Source organism: Methylotenera sp. L2L1 (assembly GCF_000744605.1).
GTDB lineage: Bacteria > Pseudomonadota > Gammaproteobacteria > Burkholderiales > Methylophilaceae > Methylotenera.
On record NZ_JQMG01000001.1, the window covers coordinates 1527628 to 1545755 of the forward strand.

An 18128-nucleotide genomic window follows, 5' to 3' on the forward strand; every position below is an offset into this window, starting at 1 on the left:
GCTAATCCTCAAGCTCTAGCTTGATGAGTTTTCCAGTCTTTGCATCAAGTTTGATTTCCCAAACCTGGCTTTGAGCGTCGAGAATCTCTACCTCATAAATGAGCAGGCCTTTTTTCTGCTCCAGCTCGGTTTCAAGCACCTCGCCAGGTTTGATTTCTTTCGCTAGTTTCGTGATTTTTTCTAGCGGGAGAATTTTCCCTGCACTTAATAATTGGCGGGCAGTTTGCTGGCTGCTATCAGCTTTTGCATGATTGTCATTAACAATCAACAAGCTGGCTAGCAATAGGCAAGCTAGTATTAGTAGCACGGAAATGTTGAGTTTTTTCGTCATCATATGCTTTTCTGCCTAGGACGAGTGGCGACCTTTGGCAAAAACTCCAAGTGGTAAGTAATGGTAACGTATTGTGCATGAGAAAGCTTAATTTAAACTTAAAACGGGCAGTTTAATGAGCTTAGAGGGCAGTTTCATGCCGATGCTTAACGGGAGCTCAGCCTCTGGGTATAAGCTTCTTGAGGGGGGTTACACGGAGGCTTGCGCTATATGGCTGGACATGAATCAGCTGGTTTTGTAATTTGCAATCGCGCGTGACACGGCAATGTATGAGCCTATCCAGCCAATACCGATTGCAGAAAGAATGACCGCTAGAAATAGTTGTGCATCAAATAGCGTTACGCTGAAGTCGTTGCTATATAAGTGAGCGATTTGCGACATGGAAAGATTAAAAGCCTGAATAATGCCGATAAGCATGAGGACTGCCATTAAACCGCCAAATAGTCCGTAAAGCGCGCCGGCGTAGAGGAACGGCATACGAATAAAGCTACTAGTAGCGCCAATCAGGTTGCTCACTTCGATTTCATCTTTTTGCGTTAAGATCTGCATACGTACCGTATTGCCGATAATCACTAACAGTACGATGGCTAATAATCCAGCAATCATCGAGATGAGTTTTTTACCTAAGCTTAATAAAGATGAAAGTCGTTTCACCCATTCCGTATTGAGTAATGCTAGCTCTACATTTGGTAAGTTCTGTAGCGCATCTTTTAATTGAATCAAACTATCAGGGTCAGAAGACTTTGCTTGAATAAAAAAAGCGTCTGGTAATGGGTTTTTACCTAGTTGTGACACGGCGTCGTTTACATCTTGGTTGCTTCTTGATTTAACTTGTAACTGTTGCCATGCTTCTTCTTTAGTCACTAAATGAAAATTAGCAATATCCTGATTTTGCGCTAGCTGGCGCTCAACTTGTTTAATTGCATCAGCATTAGCGTCCACTTTGAGGAACAGGCTAATCTCGGTGTCTTTCTGCATGTGGTCGGTGAGTTTTGATAGATTATCTACAGCTAAATAAAATAGGCTGGGTAAACACATCGCCACCCCAATCACCAAACAAATCATGAAAGTTGATAGCATGTTGTTACGCATGCGGCTAAGCACAAGTTTAAGTGTCTGTATATGTTGATTTAGCCAGTTGTTCATGATGTGAAGCGCTCTACGGAAGATGATGCTTGGTCTAAATGAGACTCTTTAAGTAAATGCTCAGTCAGCGAGCCTTGGTTGATATGCATGACTCTATTTTGTCTTGCGCTCATGCCCAATGCGTCGTGTGTGGACATAATGACCGTCACCCCAACTTGATTAAAGGCATAGAAGATAGCCATGATGTCCGCTGCATAACTGGCATCTAAATTGCCAGTAGGTTCATCTGCCAACAGTATTGATGGGCGGCTTACCACTGCGCGCGCAATGGCTAAACGTTGTTGCTCGCCGCCAGACAGAGTAATTGGCATCGCCTTTTCTTTATTCAATAAACCGACTTTATCCAGTGCAGCCCTCACGCGTTTTGCAGCCTCTTGTCCAGTAATGCCGTTGATATGTAAAGGTAGGATGACATTTCCAAAACAGTTTCTGTCATACAGAAGTTTGTGGTCTTGAAAAATCAAACCAAATCGACGGCGTAGAAATGGGATTGCAGAAGGTTTGAGTTGGCTGACATTCTGATTTGCAATCAGCACAGTGCCACTGGTAGGGCGCTCGGTTGCCGCAATCAGCTTTAATAACGTGCTTTTACCAGCGCCAGAATGACCAGTAAGAAACACAAACTCACCAGCATCAATGTTAAAGCTAATGTTTTTGAGTATTTCATCGCTACCGGGGTAGCGCTTGGTGACTTTATCAAATTGAATCATGCTGGTATTTTAGTCTTAATGTGGCGGTGTTTTGGAAATAGTTTTTATGACTCAATCATCGCGTCAATAAACTCACTGGCATTAAATGGTCTAAGGTCGTCAATCGCCTCACCAATGCCAATATAGCGGATTGGAATCGGTCTAGCCTGTGCGATTGCAGCAATCACACCGCCTTTTGCCGTGCCGTCCAGTTTACTGAGTACCAAGCCAGTTACGCCTAATGCGTCATCAAATATTTTTACTTGAGATACTGCGTTTTGCCCAGTGTTCGCATCTAGCACTAATAAGACTTCGTGAGGTGCACCAGGTAGTGCTTTGTCCATCACGCGCTTTACTTTTGCAATTTCATCCATCAAATGCATCTGCGTAGGCAGGCGTCCTGCAGTGTCTGCCAATACGATATCAATGTTTTTTGCACGTGCAGAGTTAATGGCGTCAAACATCACAGCAGCAGGGTCGCCACTGGTTTGGGCAACCACATGTACATTGTTACGTTCACCCCACACTTGTAGTTGCTCACGCGCGGCGGCCCTAAATGTATCACCTGCGGCAATTAGCACACTCTTGCCCTCTGATTGAAACAGCTTGGCTAGCTTGCCTATTGTTGTGGTTTTTCCCGCGCCGTTTACACCAGCCAGCATGATGATGAATGGTTGGTGATTGCCTGTTGCTAATGGTTTTTCTAATGGTGAGAGTAAATCCGATAATGATTCTTTTAAGGCAGCTTTGAGCTGTGCGGTGTCGTCAAGGCTTTGGCGTTTTACGCGGCTTTTGATGTCATCAAGTAAGTGTTGTGTAGCGTTAATGCCGACATCTGAGGTTAGTAATATCGTTTCTAGTTCTTCATAAATCTCAGCGTCAATTTTTCCGCCACCAAAGATACTGGCAAGCTGATTGCCCAGCTGACTTCTGGTTTTTGCTAAGCCTTGTTTTAAGCGCGTGGCCCAATTTTGGCTTGGCGTAGCTTCATTCCGTTTAGCTTCTGGCGTTCCAGAACTTAAACCTGTGGCTGGTTTATCTTTTTTGAAAAAATCGAACATAAATTTTTAACTGAGTTTAGTGGCACTATTTTAGCTTAATTTTGCTTGAGGCAAACCAGTTCATTTGAGGTATGTTGATGAATATTTATGCTGTTTTAGTTAATGGCAACTGTAGTTTACATCGCAGATTTAGAATAAACCCCGTGATTTTTTGAGATACGTTCTAGGCTGAACTAACTCAATGGTATCCTTGTCACAAAAGCTTACTCAATGAGTCGTCTAAATTTATGTCAGACTTAAAAATCTGATTTAATCATACTGATAAAAATAACTGGAGAAATATCCTGTGCGTAAAACATGTTTTTTAATACTTTTATTGGTCATGCCAATCACTGTGTTTGCCAATCCATCTATTAAAGAGTTCAAACTGGATAATGGCCTTAAGGTCATTGTGCAAGAGGATCATCGTGCGCCCGTTGTGGTGTCGCAGGTTTGGTATCGAGCCGGTAGTTTAGATGAAGTGAATGGTAAAACTGGTGTGGCACATGTGCTTGAGCATATGATGTTTAAAGGTACCAAAAAAGTACCAGCTGGCCAGTTTTCACGTTTAGTCGCTGCGGCAGGCGGTAAAGAAAATGCGTTTACCAGTACTGACTACACCTGCTATTTCCAACAGCTAGAAAAATCACATTTACCACTTTCATTCAGGCTAGAGGCTGACCGCATGGCGAATTTGCAACTGAGTGAAGCGGAGTTTGCTAAGGAAATCAAAGTGGTGATGGAAGAGCGCCGCTGGCGTACTGATGATAAGCCACAGTCGCAGGTGAATGAAGCGTTTCAAGGCGTTGTGTATCGTGCGCACCCGTACTCACGCCCTGTGGTTGGGTTTATGAATGACTTAGAAAACATGACGGTTGAAGATGCGCGTGAGTGGTATAACAATTGGTACGCACCTAACAACGCGACTTTAGTCGTGGTGGGCGATGTGAAAGCGGATGAGGTGTACAAGCTGGCAAAACAGCATTTTGGTAACTTGAAACCTAAAGTTTTGCCGGTACGTAAACCACAAGTAGAGCCTGTGCAATTAGGTGAGCGCCGAGTAGTGGTGAAGGCGCCAGCAAAGTTACCTTATGTATTGATGGGCTTTCATGTACCACCTGTCACTAACCCAGAATCTGATTGGGAGCCTTATGCCTTGGAGGTGTTGGCGGGCGTTTTAAGTGGTAACCCTGCAGCACGCTTAAATCAAAGCTTGGTAAGAGACTCGCAGTTAGCGATAGATGCAGATGCTGGTTATGATTTGCTAGCACGTGGCCGTCAAAGTCTATTTTCCTTAGATGGCACGCCTAGTGAAGGCAAAACTGTGGTTGAACTGGAACAGGCGCTATTGCAAGAAATCGAAAAAATCAAAAAAACAGGGATTTCACAAGAAGAGCTGGATCGCGTTAAAGCAGGCGTGATTGCTGCTGATGTTTATCAGCGTGACTCTATGTTTTATCAAGGGATGCAGCTCGGTACGATAGAAACGATAGGTTTCTCATGGAAAATAATAGAAGACTATCCAAACAAACTGCGTGCGGTGACTGCCGAACAAGTGCAGGCTGTGGCAAAAAAATACCTGCACAAAGATAACCTGACGATTGCGACATTAGACCCTCAACCGATTGATCCTAATGCAAAGCCACAGGGTAAGCCACACGTACATTAATTAAACATCACACTTTAATTTTTCAAGGTAAAAATAATGAGTTTGCAATTGATAACAAGAATAGTTACATCAGGTTTTTTAATCATCAGTACAGGTTTTATGTTCACTACAACAAACGCATATGCTGCGGTGAACATTCAGCAATGGCAAACCTCTGCGGGTTCGGAGGTTTACTTTGTAGAAAATCACGACTTGCCAATTTTAGATATCAGTGTGAATTTCGCTGCGGGCAGTGCGCGCGATAGGGCAGAGACATCTGGCTTAGCTGGCATCACTCGCTACTTAATGACATTAGGTGCGGCAGGCATGACAGATGAAACGATCGCTAATAAGTTTGCAGATGTAGGTGCAGTGTTGGGCGGTAGCTTTGATGCTGATCGTGCTGCGTTATCGTTACGAACTTTAAGTAGTGAGCGTGAGCGTATGCAGGCGCTTAATGTGTTTACGCAGATTCTGCAAAAGCCAGACTTTCCTGAATCTGTACTCAGCCGTGAAAAAGCGCGCATTATCTCTGGCTTGCAGGAGTCAGCGACACAGCCTGAGAGTATTTCAAGTAAAGCATTTATGTCTGCTTTGTATGATAATCATCCTTATAGCTTGGATGAAAATGGTGAGATAGACTCTGTAGCAAAGATCAAACGTGACGACTTACAGACGTTTTACCAGCAGTTTTACGGTGCCAAGGGTGCTGTGATTGCCATCATCGGTGATCTAACGCGAGAACAAGCGCAGCAGATTGCGGAAAGTGTTAGTGTTGGTTTACCGGCAACAGCTGCGCCCGCGCCAATTGCGCAAGTCACAACCTCGAGTAAGGCGAAAGAGCAGCGCATTGCACATCCTGCTTCTCAGTCTCATATTTTATTGGGACACACAGGCATTAAGCGTACTGACCCAGATTTGTTTCCACTGTATATCGGCAACTATATTTTAGGGGGCGGTGGTTTTGTTTCCAGGTTAACAGAAGAGGTACGTGAGAAGCGTGGCCTAGTTTACAGTGTATATAGCTACTTTATGCCAATGGCTGAAGTCGGACCATTCCAGATTGGCTTGCAAACTAAAAAAGATCAGGCAGAAGCTGCATTGGCGTTGGTGCATGAAACATTGGATAAGTTTATTAAAAATGGTGTCACCGAGGCCGAGCTAAAAGCAGCCAAGGCCAATATCATTGGTGGCTTCCCGATGCGGATTGATAGCAATAAGAAAATTCTAGATTATTTAAATGTCATCGGTTTTTATAAATTACCACTTAACTACTTAGACGAATATAACAAAAGAGTAGAGAAGGTAACGGCTGCGCAAATTAAAGATGCATTCAATCGCCGCCTAAAAGCTGAAAATTTTGTCACAGTGATTGTTGGTGATCCAAAAGCACAGTAGTTTTCAATAAATTTGAAGTAATTTTTGTTAACAATTACTTCAAATGAGTGGTGATGGAAATTGGTAGTAAAATGCGGTTTTATTGCAATAAGTAGCACCGCATTTAATATGACCGAAAAAAAACTAAATACTGTCCGCATTAATGCGGGTGAGTGGCGTAGCCGTTTGCTTAAGTTTCCTGATGCACAAGGCTTACGTCCTACGCCAGAGCGCGTTAGGCAGACCGTATTTAACTGGCTAGGGCAAGATCTCACAGGTCAAACATGTTTAGATCTGTTCGCAGGCACTGGCGTGATGGGTTTTGAAGCTTTATCACGCAATGCTAAAGCTGTGGTGATGGTAGAAAAAACGGCACCCGTCTATAAAGCAATTTTAGAGAATAAGTTCATGTTGGAAGCAGATGCCGCACAAGTGCTCAATATGGATGCTTTGGTATTTTTGGATAAAAATCAGCAGTTATTTGATGTGGTGTTTCTAGATCCACCTTATCATCAAGGCTGGCTGGATAAGGTGTTGGTAGCGTTGCCCAAACACTTGAGTGCGCAAGGCGTGGTCTATGTCGAGGCTGAGTACGCACTGGCGGATAATGATGTTTGGCAAGTATTTAAACAGAGTAAAGCAGGTAATGTTTTTTATCATCTGATAAAATTGCGCCATGACACCAATTAAAAAACGAATCGCTGTTTATCCAGGTACTTTCGACCCGATTACTTTGGGGCATGAAGACCTTGTGCGCCGTGCTGCCTATTTGTTTGATGAGGTGATTGTTGCTGTGGCTGGTAGTACCAATAAAAATACGCTATTCGATTTGCAGGAGCGCGTAGCGCTGGCAAGCGATTTGTTTGTTTCCTATAGTAACGTGAAGGTCGTTGGCTTTAGCGGGTTGCTCATGCAGTTTGTGCAAGATCAGGAAGCACAAGTGGTGATTCGTGGTCTGCGAGCCGCTTCAGACTTCGAGTACGAGTTTCAATTGGCAGGCATGAACCGTAAACTTTATCCGAAATTAGAAACACTGTTTTTAACACCGTCTGAGCAGTACATGTTCGTTTCTTCAAGCTTGGTGCGTGAAGTGGCGAAACTGGGCGGTGCGGTTGATCAGTTCGTCTCTAAATCGGTTGAAGATGCGATTATGAAAAAATTAAAAGTGGGTCTTTAGTTTATGGCATTGATGATTACCGATGAATGTATCAATTGTGACGTGTGTGAGCCTGCATGCCCCAATAGTGCAATTTATCAGGGTGAAGAAATCTATGAGATTAACCCAGACTTATGTACGGAGTGTGTAGGGCATTACGATAAGCCGCAATGCCAGCAGGTTTGCCCGATTGATTGCATCCCGCTAGACCCAGATAAAGTAGAAACCAAAGAACAGTTGTTGAATAAATATCACCAATTAACGGCAGTTAATTAAATACTAAGGACAGCAAATGCGCATGCTACATACTATGCTTCGTGTTGGTAACATGGAGCGCTCAATTAAGTTTTATACCGAAGTGTTAGGCATGAAGTTGCTACGTCAACATGACTTCCCTGATGGAAAGTTTGCACTGGCATTTGTGGGTTACGGGGCTGAAAACGACCATACCGTATTAGAGCTTACCTATAATTATGGCGTTGAAAGTTACGACATGGGTAAAGCCTATGGCCATATTGCGATAGAAGTAGACGATGCCTATAAAGCGTGTGATGCTGTACGCAATGCTGGCGGTAAAGTGGTGCGTGAGGCCGGCCCGATGATGCATGGCACCACGGTGATTGCCTTTATTGAAGACCCTGACGGTTATAAAGTTGAGTTTATTCAGGCGGGTACTTATTAATTCTTGCCGGCAATTAATGTGCATAGTGTTGCCCATTTAATTATCAACAAGAATTCATGTTAATTGTAGTGATATGACTTGGTGTTTATATCTACTTGAATGCAACAATGGCGCATATTATGCCGGCATCACTAACGATTTGGCATCAAGATTCTCTACCCACATGGCAGGTAAGGGCGCACGTTACACTCGCGCCAATCCGCCAACCAAAATACTAGCTTCTAGGTCATATCCAGACCGCTCTGCCGCAAGTGTTGCCGAAGCGCAATTAAAACGATTACCCCGACATAAAAAGCTCAATTTCTTTGAGCATGATGAATGATGGATAAAAGCGCATTATTAAAAGCAGTGCAGGCAGCACAGGTGGGAAATTGGCATGATGCACATCAAATTGCACAAGACTACAGTGATGCTACCGCCAATTGGTTACATGCTGTACTGCACAAAATTGAAGGTGATGAGTGGAATAGCAAGTACTGGTATGCACGCAGCGCAGGGCGTAGTTATGATGACTTTTTAGATATCACCTCAGAGCTTTCAGCTATCCACCAAAGTTTGTTGTAGATATAGGCTATAGGCGCACGCTCGTTGTGTAGTTAATTGAAATGATCCTGTGGGTTCATATAGAACATGCGCTTCCAACCCTGTGGTTCAGTGGTCATGTTTGTAGGGTTGGGGATTAATGTCACGATGCTATAGTGTAAATGTGGCGGTTTGCCCGCAGCATTCCCTGAGTTGCCTACTCGACCAATCTTGAGATGCCCAGCTTAATGGCGTTGTGTTTATTGCTTGCAGATGGGCGTAATAATGCACCTGCCATTGCGGGCTGAGAACAGCCACTACCTTACCGCCCATGTCGATATTGCCTGTAAATATGACTAATCCACCTATGCTTGAAAGCACTGGTGTGCCGTGTTTTGCAAAGATATCGATACCTTTATGAACACCAGACTTCCCCCAAGGGTAATGCCAAAAGCTATGCTGGTTCCAATCTAGAGGCGTGGCAGCCTCTACAGAGATGATGCCTTTGGGCTTGATGTTACAGGCGACAATGATGGCAATAAAGAATAAGAGATATAGTTTTTTCATTATAGATAACACTTAAATTAGGCTAGTGAGAAGTACATGTGAGTGATGGCAATCTGATGCAAGCATTCACATGTGCGAAGCCCAGTCCTTCTCGTTGCGAACGAAGGGCTGGGCGTTTATTTAGTTGCTATCTAGCGTTAGTTGTTATCAATGCTACCAATTTGGTACCAATCTACTTTTCTTGTCACTACCATGGTGAGTGCGAGTAAGCCAAAGACTAGAAGTGTGCCCATCAGCAGTGCGTTATCTTCTGAGGCTAATATGCCGTATAAGGCGCCATATAAAGTAATGAGCATGGTGCTAAACATAAAGCCATGCATTTTGCTTTTTAGTACATGGCTTAAGTAATAGCCAAGTAAAACCACACATGACAAGCTTGCAGCAAGGTAAGACCAAGCAAAGCCAATATGCTCTGAGAATGAAATCAGTAATAAATAGAATAGCGCCATACTTAGACCAACCAATGTATATTGAGCTGGGTGGATGCGTAGTCGTTTTAGGATTTCAAAGATAAAAAAACCTGCAAATGTTAGGCCAATGAATAGTAAGCCATATTTAGTTGCGCGGTCGGCTTGGCTGTATACGTTAATTGGCTCAACAAAGCTGACTGAGAGCGATTCAAGCTGGCTACCAGCATCTGTCATTGATTTATTCGAGTTGGCAGTCGCGGCATCCCAGCGTTTAGCTAATGTGTTGGTAAGCGCTGCTTGATTGCTGCTGGAAAGGGATGATATCTCCCAATGTGCTTCAAACCCTGCTGGTGTAATCTTTTGTGTTGCTGCATCTGGTAAAAAACTACCGCTGAAATGTGGGTGCCTCCAGCTTGATTGCAGTGATATCTTGTTGTTTTCTGCAATAGGAGAAAAGTTAAAGTTTTCCATGCCTCGTAGATTTAGATTAAATTCAAAAGGAATGTTTTGCGCGGTCTCTGCTGTAATGACGCCAATCGTTACATGGATGCCGTTGCCTAAAGATTCAATACTGCTGCCTTGCTCAAACTTTAAAGCTTGGTTGTTCCATGTGAAATTTGGCTGACCTGTAATCCCACGTGTATCACTAATGCCTAATGCGATGTATGCGGGCTGAAAGGTAACTTTTCCATCTTCGTGCGCAGGATATATATTGAGATTTGCAGGTAGTTTGAAATTACCTGTGACCTTACCACCCAGCTGGTACATTAAGGCTTTGTAGATGCCTAGCTTTTTGTATTCATTAGAGAAACCACCAGTCAGTTCAAGGTTTTCTGGCAGGTAGTAGGCAATAGAGGACTCCCGCTTACTGATAGGTGTTAATACTTTAGTACCTGTAGCATTAAACTCCTCGTTGTACTCTATGTATTCCTCTGTGTATGGCACTGCTAATACAGGCCCAATAATGGTTTGTGTGCCAGCTGAGCTTTGCGCGATGTTTCGTTTTACATCTGCTTGCCGAGTTTGACGTTCAATAATGAGCGAGTTAACGTAACTTACTGCCCACGACATAAGAACAGTCAGTAAGAAAATGCCTAATACTTTTAAAAAAAATGGTCGATTCATGATGTGCTCCTGATGTGTTCTGGAGCTTGTAGAATAGAGCGCTAACGTGAAGTGTTAATGCGCCTGTGTGAAGCGAGTGTGAAGTGGGCTTAAGTTTAGAACGTAATCGTTGCTTTAGCCCCACCTTCTTGGGCGTTGCCAACTGTTAATGTACCACCATGCAATAGCACGACTTCTTTGACAAAATTCAAACCCAAGCCAGTACTTTTCTGACCCGCGCTGGTAGAGTATTCTGGGCGTGGAAGCGAGTAAAACTTATCAAAGATTTTATCAATTGCAAATTCAGGGATGCCTGAACCTTGGTCTTTAATGCTTAATACTAGGTGATTTTGTTCTCGCTCTAGTTGAATGATGATGGTGCTTTGGTTGGGGCTAAAATCCAGTGCATTTTCAAGCAGATTGTTGATTGCCTGGCTTAATAAAAAGCGGTCACCCTCAAATATGCCATCATCACTCGCAAGTAATTCAAACTGAATGCCACGCTTGGACGCCTTGTCCTTCAGTAGCTGCATTTGGTCTGTGATTAGGTCCTTCATGTGCACGCTAGTGCGGTGTGCCAGTTGTTGCTGATGCTCCAGTGCCGCTAAACCTAAAATGTTTTGTATCATTTTTTGCAGTCGTAGCGATTGTGTTTGAATGTTGCCTAAAAAGCGTTGCTGGTCTGCTGCTGGCATGTCAGGCGACATTAATTCGCTTGCCGCCTGAATCGCGGTGATTGGGCTTTTAAGCTCGTGCGTGATCTGATGTATAGCATCTTGTACATGCTGTTTACCATCCAGCTCATGGCGCATGGATTGCATCGCGTTGGCTAACTCAGCAAGTTCATCATTGCTGGAGCTGGGGTTGCTTGCTTTTTTACCTTGGGCTACGGCAATCGCGTAGTCTCGTAACCGATGAATGGCACGGGTAAAGCGCCATGTGAACAGCATGCCGATAGCGAGTGATAGTACAAACAGCAATAAGCCCCAGCGCATGATTTTTAGTTGCGCACGTTCAATAAATGGCAATAAAGTACGGTTAGGTTTAGCAACCGTTAGTGAGCCGATGATTTTTTTGCCATCTTTAATCGGTGCTGCAATGTACATAATGCTATCTCCGTGCTCATCGCCAGCAACCACAGGGCTGGAACGTACACCATATTTTCCGCGTAACGTGAGGTAAACATCATTCCAGCGTGAATAGTCATGGCCTAATGCAATGTTCGCCGAGTCATAAATCACAATGCCTTGTGTGTTTGTAATGTAAATACGATAGTCAGTCGAGTCTTTGTGTACACCCCAAATGTTGGCTGTGTTCGGGTTGCTGAGATATTGTTTGATGGCTTGAGAAAAGTTACCCGTTTGTATCGTTCCCGTTTTAACCTCATTGCTTGCAAGAGAGGCTAGCACGTTAGCCGTATCTACTAGGGTGTTTTCCATGGCTTGCCGCACACCTGGTTTAACCTCATCGACAAAAATGGTTAGCACAAACCATGCAGCCAACCCTACTAGTAAGAAGTAGCCTAAAAATATCTTCAAGCTGATTGTCATGTTGAAAGGTAATCGCATCATTAATTAGTTGAGCAAGCTATAGCCCATGCCTCTATGGGTGACAATCACGTCAGATTCGGCATTCACTTCACGTAACTTAGCGCGTAAGGTTTTAATATGCGCGTCTACCGTACGTTCTAACGTATTCTCTGCATTTACCCACACAATATCCATCAATTGATTGCGAGAAAACACGCGCTGTGGCTGGTTAATCATTGTTTTGAGTAATAAAAACTCATAACGAGTCAGATCTAAAAATTTATCGTGATATTGAATGCGGTTCGCTAACGCATCTACTACAAAGTGTGAGATATTTTTTGCTGGCTTAGCCATCTCAGCATGGTGCTCAGTCCGCCGTAAAATTGTTCTTACGCGGGTGACTACCTCACGCGGGCTAAATGGTTTAGTCACATAATCATCTGCGCCAATTTCTAAGCCTACAATTCGGTCAATCTCGTGATTACGTGCGGTGAGAAATAGCAGTGGGATTTGTGAAGTCTCCCGAATCTTTTTGCAAACATCAAAGCCTGACATGTCGGGTAAACCAACATCCAGCAACACAAAATCATAGCTGTGACGATTAAGCTCGATAAGCGCATCAGCGCCAAGCGATTTATGCGTGGCTTGCATGCCGATTTCTTTAAATGCGTAAATCAGCGTTTCCGCTATGGCAGGCTCGTCTTCTATGATTAGTACGTGTGACATGCGGCTATTTTAGATGAGAAACTTATTTTTATGTGATTTGGTTGTTTTTGTTGGTAGAATCAATCTGAGCATACCTCATGCTTGCCTTATTCTTAAATATAATCAAAAAATTGTTTAATCAAACACCTAACTTAATTGTTAGTACTGTAGAGATATAAAAACCTATGGAACATAACGTAACACTCATTACTACTATCGCGGCCGGGTTTGGCCTTGCTTTAATTTTTGGCTTTATTGCAGAGCGCTTGAAGTTATCAGCATTGGTGGGATACCTAGTGGCTGGTATTTTGATCGGGCCAGCGACCCCAGGGTTTGTTGCAGATGCGCATATCGCTTCTCAGCTGTCAGAAATCGGCGTGATGTTACTTATGTTTGGTGTTGGGCTTCATTTTTCAATTGAAGATTTAATGTCTGTGAAGCGCATCGCAATACCAGGTGCACTTGTACAAATGACGATTGCTACGCTACTCGGGATGTATGTTTCTAGTGTTTGGGGGTGGACTTTTGGTGAAGGGCTGGTATTTGGCCTGTCGTTGTCTTGTGCGAGTACCGTTGTGCTACTGAAGGCTCTAGAGTCTAGAAATTTGATGAAAAGCATCAATGCCAAGATTACGATTGGTTGGCTAGTGGTGGAAGATTTAATTACGGTATTGGTACTGGTACTTTTGCCGCCGTTAGCTAGCTTGCTGGGCGGCACTGCATTAGGCAATGAGTCAGTTTCAATTTGGCACACCATAGGCATGACACTGCTACAAGTCGCGGCATTTATCGTGATTATGCTTGGTGTAGGTAAGCGCTTATTGCCTTGGATGTTATGGCACGTTGCAAAAACAGGCTCACGCGAACTATTTACACTTGCGGTGATATCCGCTGCAATAGGCATTGCTTATGGTGCTTCTGCACTTTTCAATGTCTCGTTTGCACTAGGCGCATTCTTTGCAGGCATGGTGATGCGGGAGTCGGAATTTAGCCACCGAGCAGCGCAAGAGTCACTTCCATTAAGGGATGCTTTCGCTGTGCTTTTCTTTGTGTCAGTCGGCATGCTGTTCCAGCCGTCTATTTTAATTGATAAGCCGATGAGTGTGCTGGCAGTTGTTGCTGTGATTGTGGTCGGAAAATCTGTGGCTGCAATGGCGATTACATTAGCGTTCCGCTACCCGCTTAATACTGCACTAGTGGTTGCCGCGAGTCTTGCACAAATTGGCGAGTTCTCTTTTATATTGGCAGGTTTAGGCGTGTCGCTCGGTATTCTCCCTGCTGAAGGCATGAGTTTAATTCTGGCAGGAGCATTAATTTCTATCGCCATTAACCCCTTGCTATTCTCACTGATTGAACCCTTTAAAAAATGGTTGATTGGCCGTTCTCGTTTGGCAAGCGAGTTGGAGAAAAGAGCAGATCCTTATGCTGAGCTGCCAATGAGTACTGAGCGTAAATATTTAGAAGGGCAGGTAGTGCTGGTTGGATATGGCCGAGTTGGCCGTCGCATTGCTGAAGAATTGAAAGAACGCGATATTCCTTTTGTCGTAGCAGAACAAAACCGAGAGGTTGTTGAGGGGCTAAGAAAGAAAGGCATTCCTGCCGTTTCTGGTAATGCATCAGAGCCTAGTGTGTTGATTCAGGCGCACATTGCCAATGCTGCAATGCTGGTGGTGGCAACACCAGATACCATTGATGTACGCAAAATGGTGGATACAGCCAAAGCCCTGCGCCCTGAGATTAGGATTGTGTTAAGAACCCATAATGAAGATGAGTCTGAGTTGCTACGTAAAGATAACCTAGGCACGGTCTTTTATGGGGAAGAAGAGTTGGCGATAGGGATGTCTAAATTTATCGTGAATCAGTTTGCGCCTAAGTAGCTGTCTAGATTATTTTTAAAGTAGTCAAATCTGAGAGGCTGGTTTCGGCACAAAGCTGACGTTCAACGTTTGAATTAAGGGGCTGGCTTTAGCCAGTCCCGCTTGAATGATGGGTTAGGTATCAAAGTTTGATGCCTTCATTTTTTGTAGATTTGAACAAAAATTTAACTATTAGAAAGAGTCCTAATGAACAAATATTAGCAAAAAATAATAGATACCAAAAAAGATTGCCTCTGTTAGGCGGAGACAGCCAACCCCAGCTTGGGTCATTGGGGTTATAAAACACCTTGATTTTAGTGCCAGTTTTATATGATAGGCTTATTGCTTGAATTTTACTTTCATTGCCATGGCACTTTAATGTACCGAATGAATTGAATTTTTTCTGCACTATTTCAAACTCATAACTTAATCCTAAACAATGCAGTGTGTTAAATTTGCTTTTCAACTCAAAAGTCCGAGTTGATTTTATTGTGGCAAATGTACTTGGCCAATTATCAGAATCTCTCTCGTTGTTATAAATGTGTAAACAGCATAAAACACCAAAAACATTCAGTATTACAAAGTAGAGCACTAAACAAATATTAATAGCTTTCATTTGCCAACAAAATACCTAACAGTAATTATAGAGACGAAGCAATCCTGTTTCACCGATTGTAAACTATTACCTTTTTCACTACCACTATTGGAGTTAAGCTTGGTAGCTCGAAGGAACTTGGGTCCAATACGCGAGTTTTCTCATGCGCAGCCGCAGCCGCGGCTACATGGCCTTGTGGTGAATACGGTAAAAAACTGTTGCATGATTAAAGTAAGCACTCAAATATAAAAACCACTTAGCTTGCCATTATGATCAATTCGATTGATAATAAGAACGAACGTTCTTTTCAATGATAATTATACATAAATACAGGATATTCACACATGACTGATTTCAATAAAGTGCATGAGTCTGATATTGAGAAACTGGGACAGCTAAGAGACTACTTTTCTACCTATCGCTCGTTGCCAAGTTACAGCTACATGCAAACACTGTTAAAAGTGAAATCAAAAAATACGGTTGCTCAATTGGTTGCTCGCTTGAAATTGATGGGGTTTCTGGAGATTGCTCCGGACAAAAAATTAAGCCCAGGGAAGCGCTTCTTCGAGCGCCCTCTCTCAAGCAATACGGTGCAAGCCGGTGGATTTACTGCAACCTATAATGATGGTGTAGATTACATTACGATTGACGAGTATCTCGTAAAAAAACCCTCAGTCACTGAATTAATTCCAGTTAAAGGTGACTCAATGAAAGACCTAGGTATCTTGGATGGAGATACTGTTATTGTCGAAAAAAGACCTTTTGCCAATATTGGCGATATCGTTGTTGCTATCATTGATGATAAATTCACCATCAAGACCTTGGGCAAAGAAAAAGATATGTTTGTACTTATCCCGGCCAATAAAGACTTTGACATCATCCGACCTAAAGAGCAATTTGCAATCTATGGTGTTGTTGCCGGACAGTTTAGGAGTTACTAGCAATACTGTCGATGCAACACACTAGAAACTGAAAGATGGAGCTCAATTTGAAAACGTTATCGATAATCGTATTTTTACTAGCTTTGTCCGGTTGTAGCAGCATACCGACTGGGGATCGCGACAATTGGATAGGACATACAGAATCGGGAGAAGCTTCTTTTTATGATGACAAATTTCAGAATCGAAAAACGGCTAGCGGAGAGCGGTATCACCATAGTTTAAAAACAGCGGCTCATAACAGAATCCCTTTTGGTTCAAGTGTAAAGGTAACGAACAAGAGTAATGGCAAAAGCGTCGTTGTGAAAGTAAATGATCGTGGCCCTTTCGCAAAAGGTCGAGTTATTGATCTTTCAAAGTCTGCATTCAGTAGTATTGGCAACCTGACTTCTGGTGTGATAAAGGTTAGTATAGAAGTTGTACAGTAGTACATAACAATTCGTTCAAGCTTGACGCCGTTTCGCGGCAGAACTTAATCAGGTATTGAACGTCCGCTCTGGGCCGAAAGTCGATACCAATTCAAGCGTTTTTAGAAACGCCTTTTTGATATGTTGGTAGGCTTATCTAAAAAGCTGAGATATGCCATGAGTCAAATAAAAAGGCCTGCAGTTGCAGGCCTTTTTATTAAGCATGAGGACTTAATTTAGCTAAATAATTTACTTAAACATTATTTACCCAAAAAAGTCTTTAGCTTTATCTACCCAGCTTTTATTTTTTGGACTGTGTTTGCCTGCATCGGCTTGTGTGCTTTCTTCAAACTCGCGTAACAGTTCTTTCTGGCGTGTAGTTAGTTTTACCGGAGTTTCTACCACTACATGCACCATTAAGTCACCGTAGTCGCTAGAGCGCAGCGGTTTAATGCCTTTGCCGCGCAATCTAAATACGCCACCGGTTTGTGTTTCAGCAGGAATCTTCATTTTTGCTGAGCCATCCAGTGTCGGCACTTCAATTTCGCCACCCAGCGCTGCTGTGCTAAAACTGATTGGCATTTCGCAGTGCAAGTTGCCTCCGTCACGTTGGAAAATCTCGTGGGTTTTCAGGTGAATCACAACATATAAGTCACCGGTTGGTCCGCCGTTAACTCCGGCTTCACCTTCGCCACTTAAGCGAATTCTGTCGCCTTCATCCACGCCTGCCGGAATTTTGACTGAGAGTGTTTTGTTTTGTTTAACGCGGCCAGCACCGTGGCAGCTTGTGCATTTATCTTCGTCTTTAATGACTTTACCCGTGCCGTGGCACTTAGGACAAGTTTGCTGTACAGAGAAAAAGCCTTGTTGCATGCGCACCTGACCATGACCTGCACAAGTAGGGCAGGTGACGGGTGATTTACCTGATTTTGCGCCAGTGCCGTTGCAAGGGTCACATTTAGCTTGCACCGGAATGCGAATCTTGGTTTCACTGCCTTTGGCTGCGTCTTCAAGTGAGATTTCCATGTTGTAGCGCAAATCTGCACCGCGGTACACATTGCTGCGTTGGCCGCGTGCGCCACCGCCAAAAATGTCACCGAAGATGTCGCCAAATGCATCGCCGAAGCCAGCGCCACCAAAGCCGCCTGCGCCGCCACCCATGCTTTGGTCAACACCGGCATGGCCGTATTGATCGTAAGCAGCACGTTTTTGGTCGTCAGAGAGCATCTCGTAGGCTTCTTTTGCCTCTTTAAACTGATCTTCTGCTTTAGGATTGTCCGGGTTGCGGTCAGGATGATACTTCATCGCGAGTTTGCGATAAGCCTTTTTAATCTCTTCTTCAGAGGCATCCTTATTAACACCGAGGACTTCGTAGTAATCTTTTTTAGCTGCCATAAATTTAGTCTGTCGTAGTTAGTTGGGACTT

At 43.5% G+C, this 18128-nt stretch carries 20 protein-coding genes; 11 read left to right on the forward strand and 9 right to left on the reverse strand.

What is annotated here, in order from left to right; all coding sequences use genetic code 11:
* Position 1: 1 nt before the first annotated feature.
* From FG24_RS07345 to ftsY, 4 genes are all read right to left on the reverse strand, one after another.
* The gene (locus tag FG24_RS07345) at positions 2–334 is read right to left on the reverse strand and encodes a PepSY domain-containing protein (protein ID WP_036302275.1); all 333 of its coding nucleotides are present in this window, start codon (positions 332–334) and stop codon (positions 2–4) included.
* Between the two features lie 222 nt (positions 335–556).
* The gene (gene ftsX, locus FG24_RS07350; RefSeq protein ID WP_036302276.1) at positions 557–1477 is read right to left on the reverse strand and encodes a permease-like cell division protein FtsX; all 921 of its coding nucleotides are present in this window, start codon (positions 1475–1477) and stop codon (positions 557–559) included.
* Positions 1474–2187: a cell division ATP-binding protein FtsE gene (ftsE, locus tag FG24_RS07355; protein ID WP_036302277.1), complete on the reverse strand. Its 714-nt coding sequence runs from the start codon at positions 2185–2187 to the stop codon at positions 1474–1476. Before ftsE ends, ftsX begins: the two co-directional genes overlap by 4 nt.
* A gap of 44 nt (positions 2188–2231) precedes the next feature.
* Complete coding sequence (gene ftsY, locus FG24_RS07360; protein WP_036302278.1) at positions 2232–3227, reverse strand: signal recognition particle-docking protein FtsY; 996 nt, start codon at positions 3225–3227, stop codon at positions 2232–2234.
* A gap of 322 nt (positions 3228–3549) precedes the next feature.
* On the opposite strand from ftsY, the gene FG24_RS07365 reads away from it, so the two are divergent.
* The 8 genes from FG24_RS07365 to FG24_RS07400 all read left to right on the forward strand — a co-directional run bounded on the left by FG24_RS07365 (position 3550) and on the right by FG24_RS07400 (position 8633).
* Positions 3550–4875 carry a M16 family metallopeptidase gene (locus FG24_RS07365; RefSeq protein WP_051901579.1) on the forward strand — a complete coding sequence of 442 codons (1326 nt, stop codon included), beginning with the start codon at positions 3550–3552 and terminating at the stop codon, positions 4873–4875.
* Positions 4876–4911: 36 nt separating this feature from the next.
* Positions 4912–6252, forward strand: coding sequence for a M16 family metallopeptidase (locus FG24_RS07370; RefSeq protein ID WP_036302280.1), 1341 nt, complete (start codon positions 4912–4914; stop codon positions 6250–6252).
* A 108-nt stretch (positions 6253–6360) separates the two neighbouring features.
* Complete coding sequence (gene rsmD / locus FG24_RS07375; RefSeq protein ID WP_036304074.1) at positions 6361–6921, forward strand: 16S rRNA (guanine(966)-N(2))-methyltransferase RsmD; 561 nt, start codon at positions 6361–6363, stop codon at positions 6919–6921.
* Positions 6908–7408, forward strand: a complete 501-nt coding sequence (gene coaD, locus FG24_RS07380) for a pantetheine-phosphate adenylyltransferase (RefSeq protein ID WP_036302281.1) — start codon at positions 6908–6910, stop codon at positions 7406–7408. The genes rsmD and coaD overlap by 14 nt, the downstream gene beginning before the upstream one ends.
* Positions 7409–7411: 3 nt before the next feature.
* Complete coding sequence (locus FG24_RS07385) at positions 7412–7663, forward strand: YfhL family 4Fe-4S dicluster ferredoxin (protein ID WP_036302282.1); 252 nt, start codon at positions 7412–7414, stop codon at positions 7661–7663.
* Between the two features lie 16 nt (positions 7664–7679).
* Positions 7680–8069, forward strand: coding sequence for a lactoylglutathione lyase (gene gloA, locus FG24_RS07390; RefSeq protein ID WP_036302283.1), 390 nt, complete (start codon positions 7680–7682; stop codon positions 8067–8069).
* Between the two features lie 73 nt (positions 8070–8142).
* Entirely contained in the window at positions 8143–8391 is a 249-nt protein-coding gene (locus tag FG24_RS07395) for a GIY-YIG nuclease family protein (protein ID WP_036302284.1), read from the forward strand.
* Complete coding sequence (locus FG24_RS07400) at positions 8388–8633, forward strand: hypothetical protein (protein WP_036302285.1); 246 nt, start codon at positions 8388–8390, stop codon at positions 8631–8633. Before FG24_RS07395 ends, FG24_RS07400 begins: the two co-directional genes overlap by 4 nt.
* A 129-nt stretch (positions 8634–8762) precedes the next feature.
* Here FG24_RS07400 and FG24_RS07405 read toward each other — a convergent pair whose 3' ends face one another.
* The 4 genes from FG24_RS07405 to creB all read right to left on the reverse strand — a co-directional run bounded on the left by FG24_RS07405 (position 8763) and on the right by creB (position 12927).
* Positions 8763–9158 carry a M23 family metallopeptidase gene (locus FG24_RS07405; RefSeq protein WP_235189736.1) on the reverse strand — a complete coding sequence of 132 codons (396 nt, stop codon included), beginning with the start codon at positions 9156–9158 and terminating at the stop codon, positions 8763–8765.
* A 137-nt stretch (positions 9159–9295) separates the two neighbouring features.
* Positions 9296–10693, reverse strand: a complete 1398-nt coding sequence (gene creD / locus FG24_RS07410) for a cell envelope integrity protein CreD (RefSeq protein ID WP_036302286.1) — start codon at positions 10691–10693, stop codon at positions 9296–9298.
* 95 nt (positions 10694–10788) lie between these two features.
* Positions 10789–12210, reverse strand: a complete 1422-nt coding sequence (gene creC, locus FG24_RS07415) for a two-component system sensor histidine kinase CreC (RefSeq protein WP_235189737.1) — start codon at positions 12208–12210, stop codon at positions 10789–10791.
* A 36-nt stretch (positions 12211–12246) separates the two neighbouring features.
* The gene (gene creB / locus FG24_RS07420; RefSeq protein ID WP_036302288.1) at positions 12247–12927 is read right to left on the reverse strand and encodes a two-component system response regulator CreB; all 681 of its coding nucleotides are present in this window, start codon (positions 12925–12927) and stop codon (positions 12247–12249) included.
* Positions 12928–13091: 164 nt separating this feature from the next.
* Between creB and ybaL the strand changes: the two genes are divergently transcribed.
* The 3 genes from ybaL to FG24_RS07440 all read left to right on the forward strand — a co-directional run bounded on the left by ybaL (position 13092) and on the right by FG24_RS07440 (position 16723).
* The gene (ybaL, locus tag FG24_RS07425) at positions 13092–14783 is read left to right on the forward strand and encodes a YbaL family putative K(+) efflux transporter (protein ID WP_036302289.1); all 1692 of its coding nucleotides are present in this window, start codon (positions 13092–13094) and stop codon (positions 14781–14783) included.
* Between the two features lie 918 nt (positions 14784–15701).
* Positions 15702–16298 carry a LexA family protein gene (locus FG24_RS07435; RefSeq protein WP_036302292.1) on the forward strand — a complete coding sequence of 199 codons (597 nt, stop codon included), beginning with the start codon at positions 15702–15704 and terminating at the stop codon, positions 16296–16298.
* Positions 16299–16345: 47 nt separating this feature from the next.
* A complete protein-coding gene (locus FG24_RS07440; protein WP_235189738.1) occupies positions 16346–16723 on the forward strand; it encodes a septal ring lytic transglycosylase RlpA family protein in 378 nt (125 codons plus the stop codon).
* Between the two features lie 243 nt (positions 16724–16966).
* On the opposite strand, the gene dnaJ is transcribed toward FG24_RS07440, so the two are convergent.
* Positions 16967–18097 carry a molecular chaperone DnaJ gene (gene dnaJ / locus FG24_RS07445; RefSeq protein WP_036302295.1) on the reverse strand — a complete coding sequence of 377 codons (1131 nt, stop codon included), beginning with the start codon at positions 18095–18097 and terminating at the stop codon, positions 16967–16969.
* Positions 18098–18128: the final 31 nt, after the last annotated feature.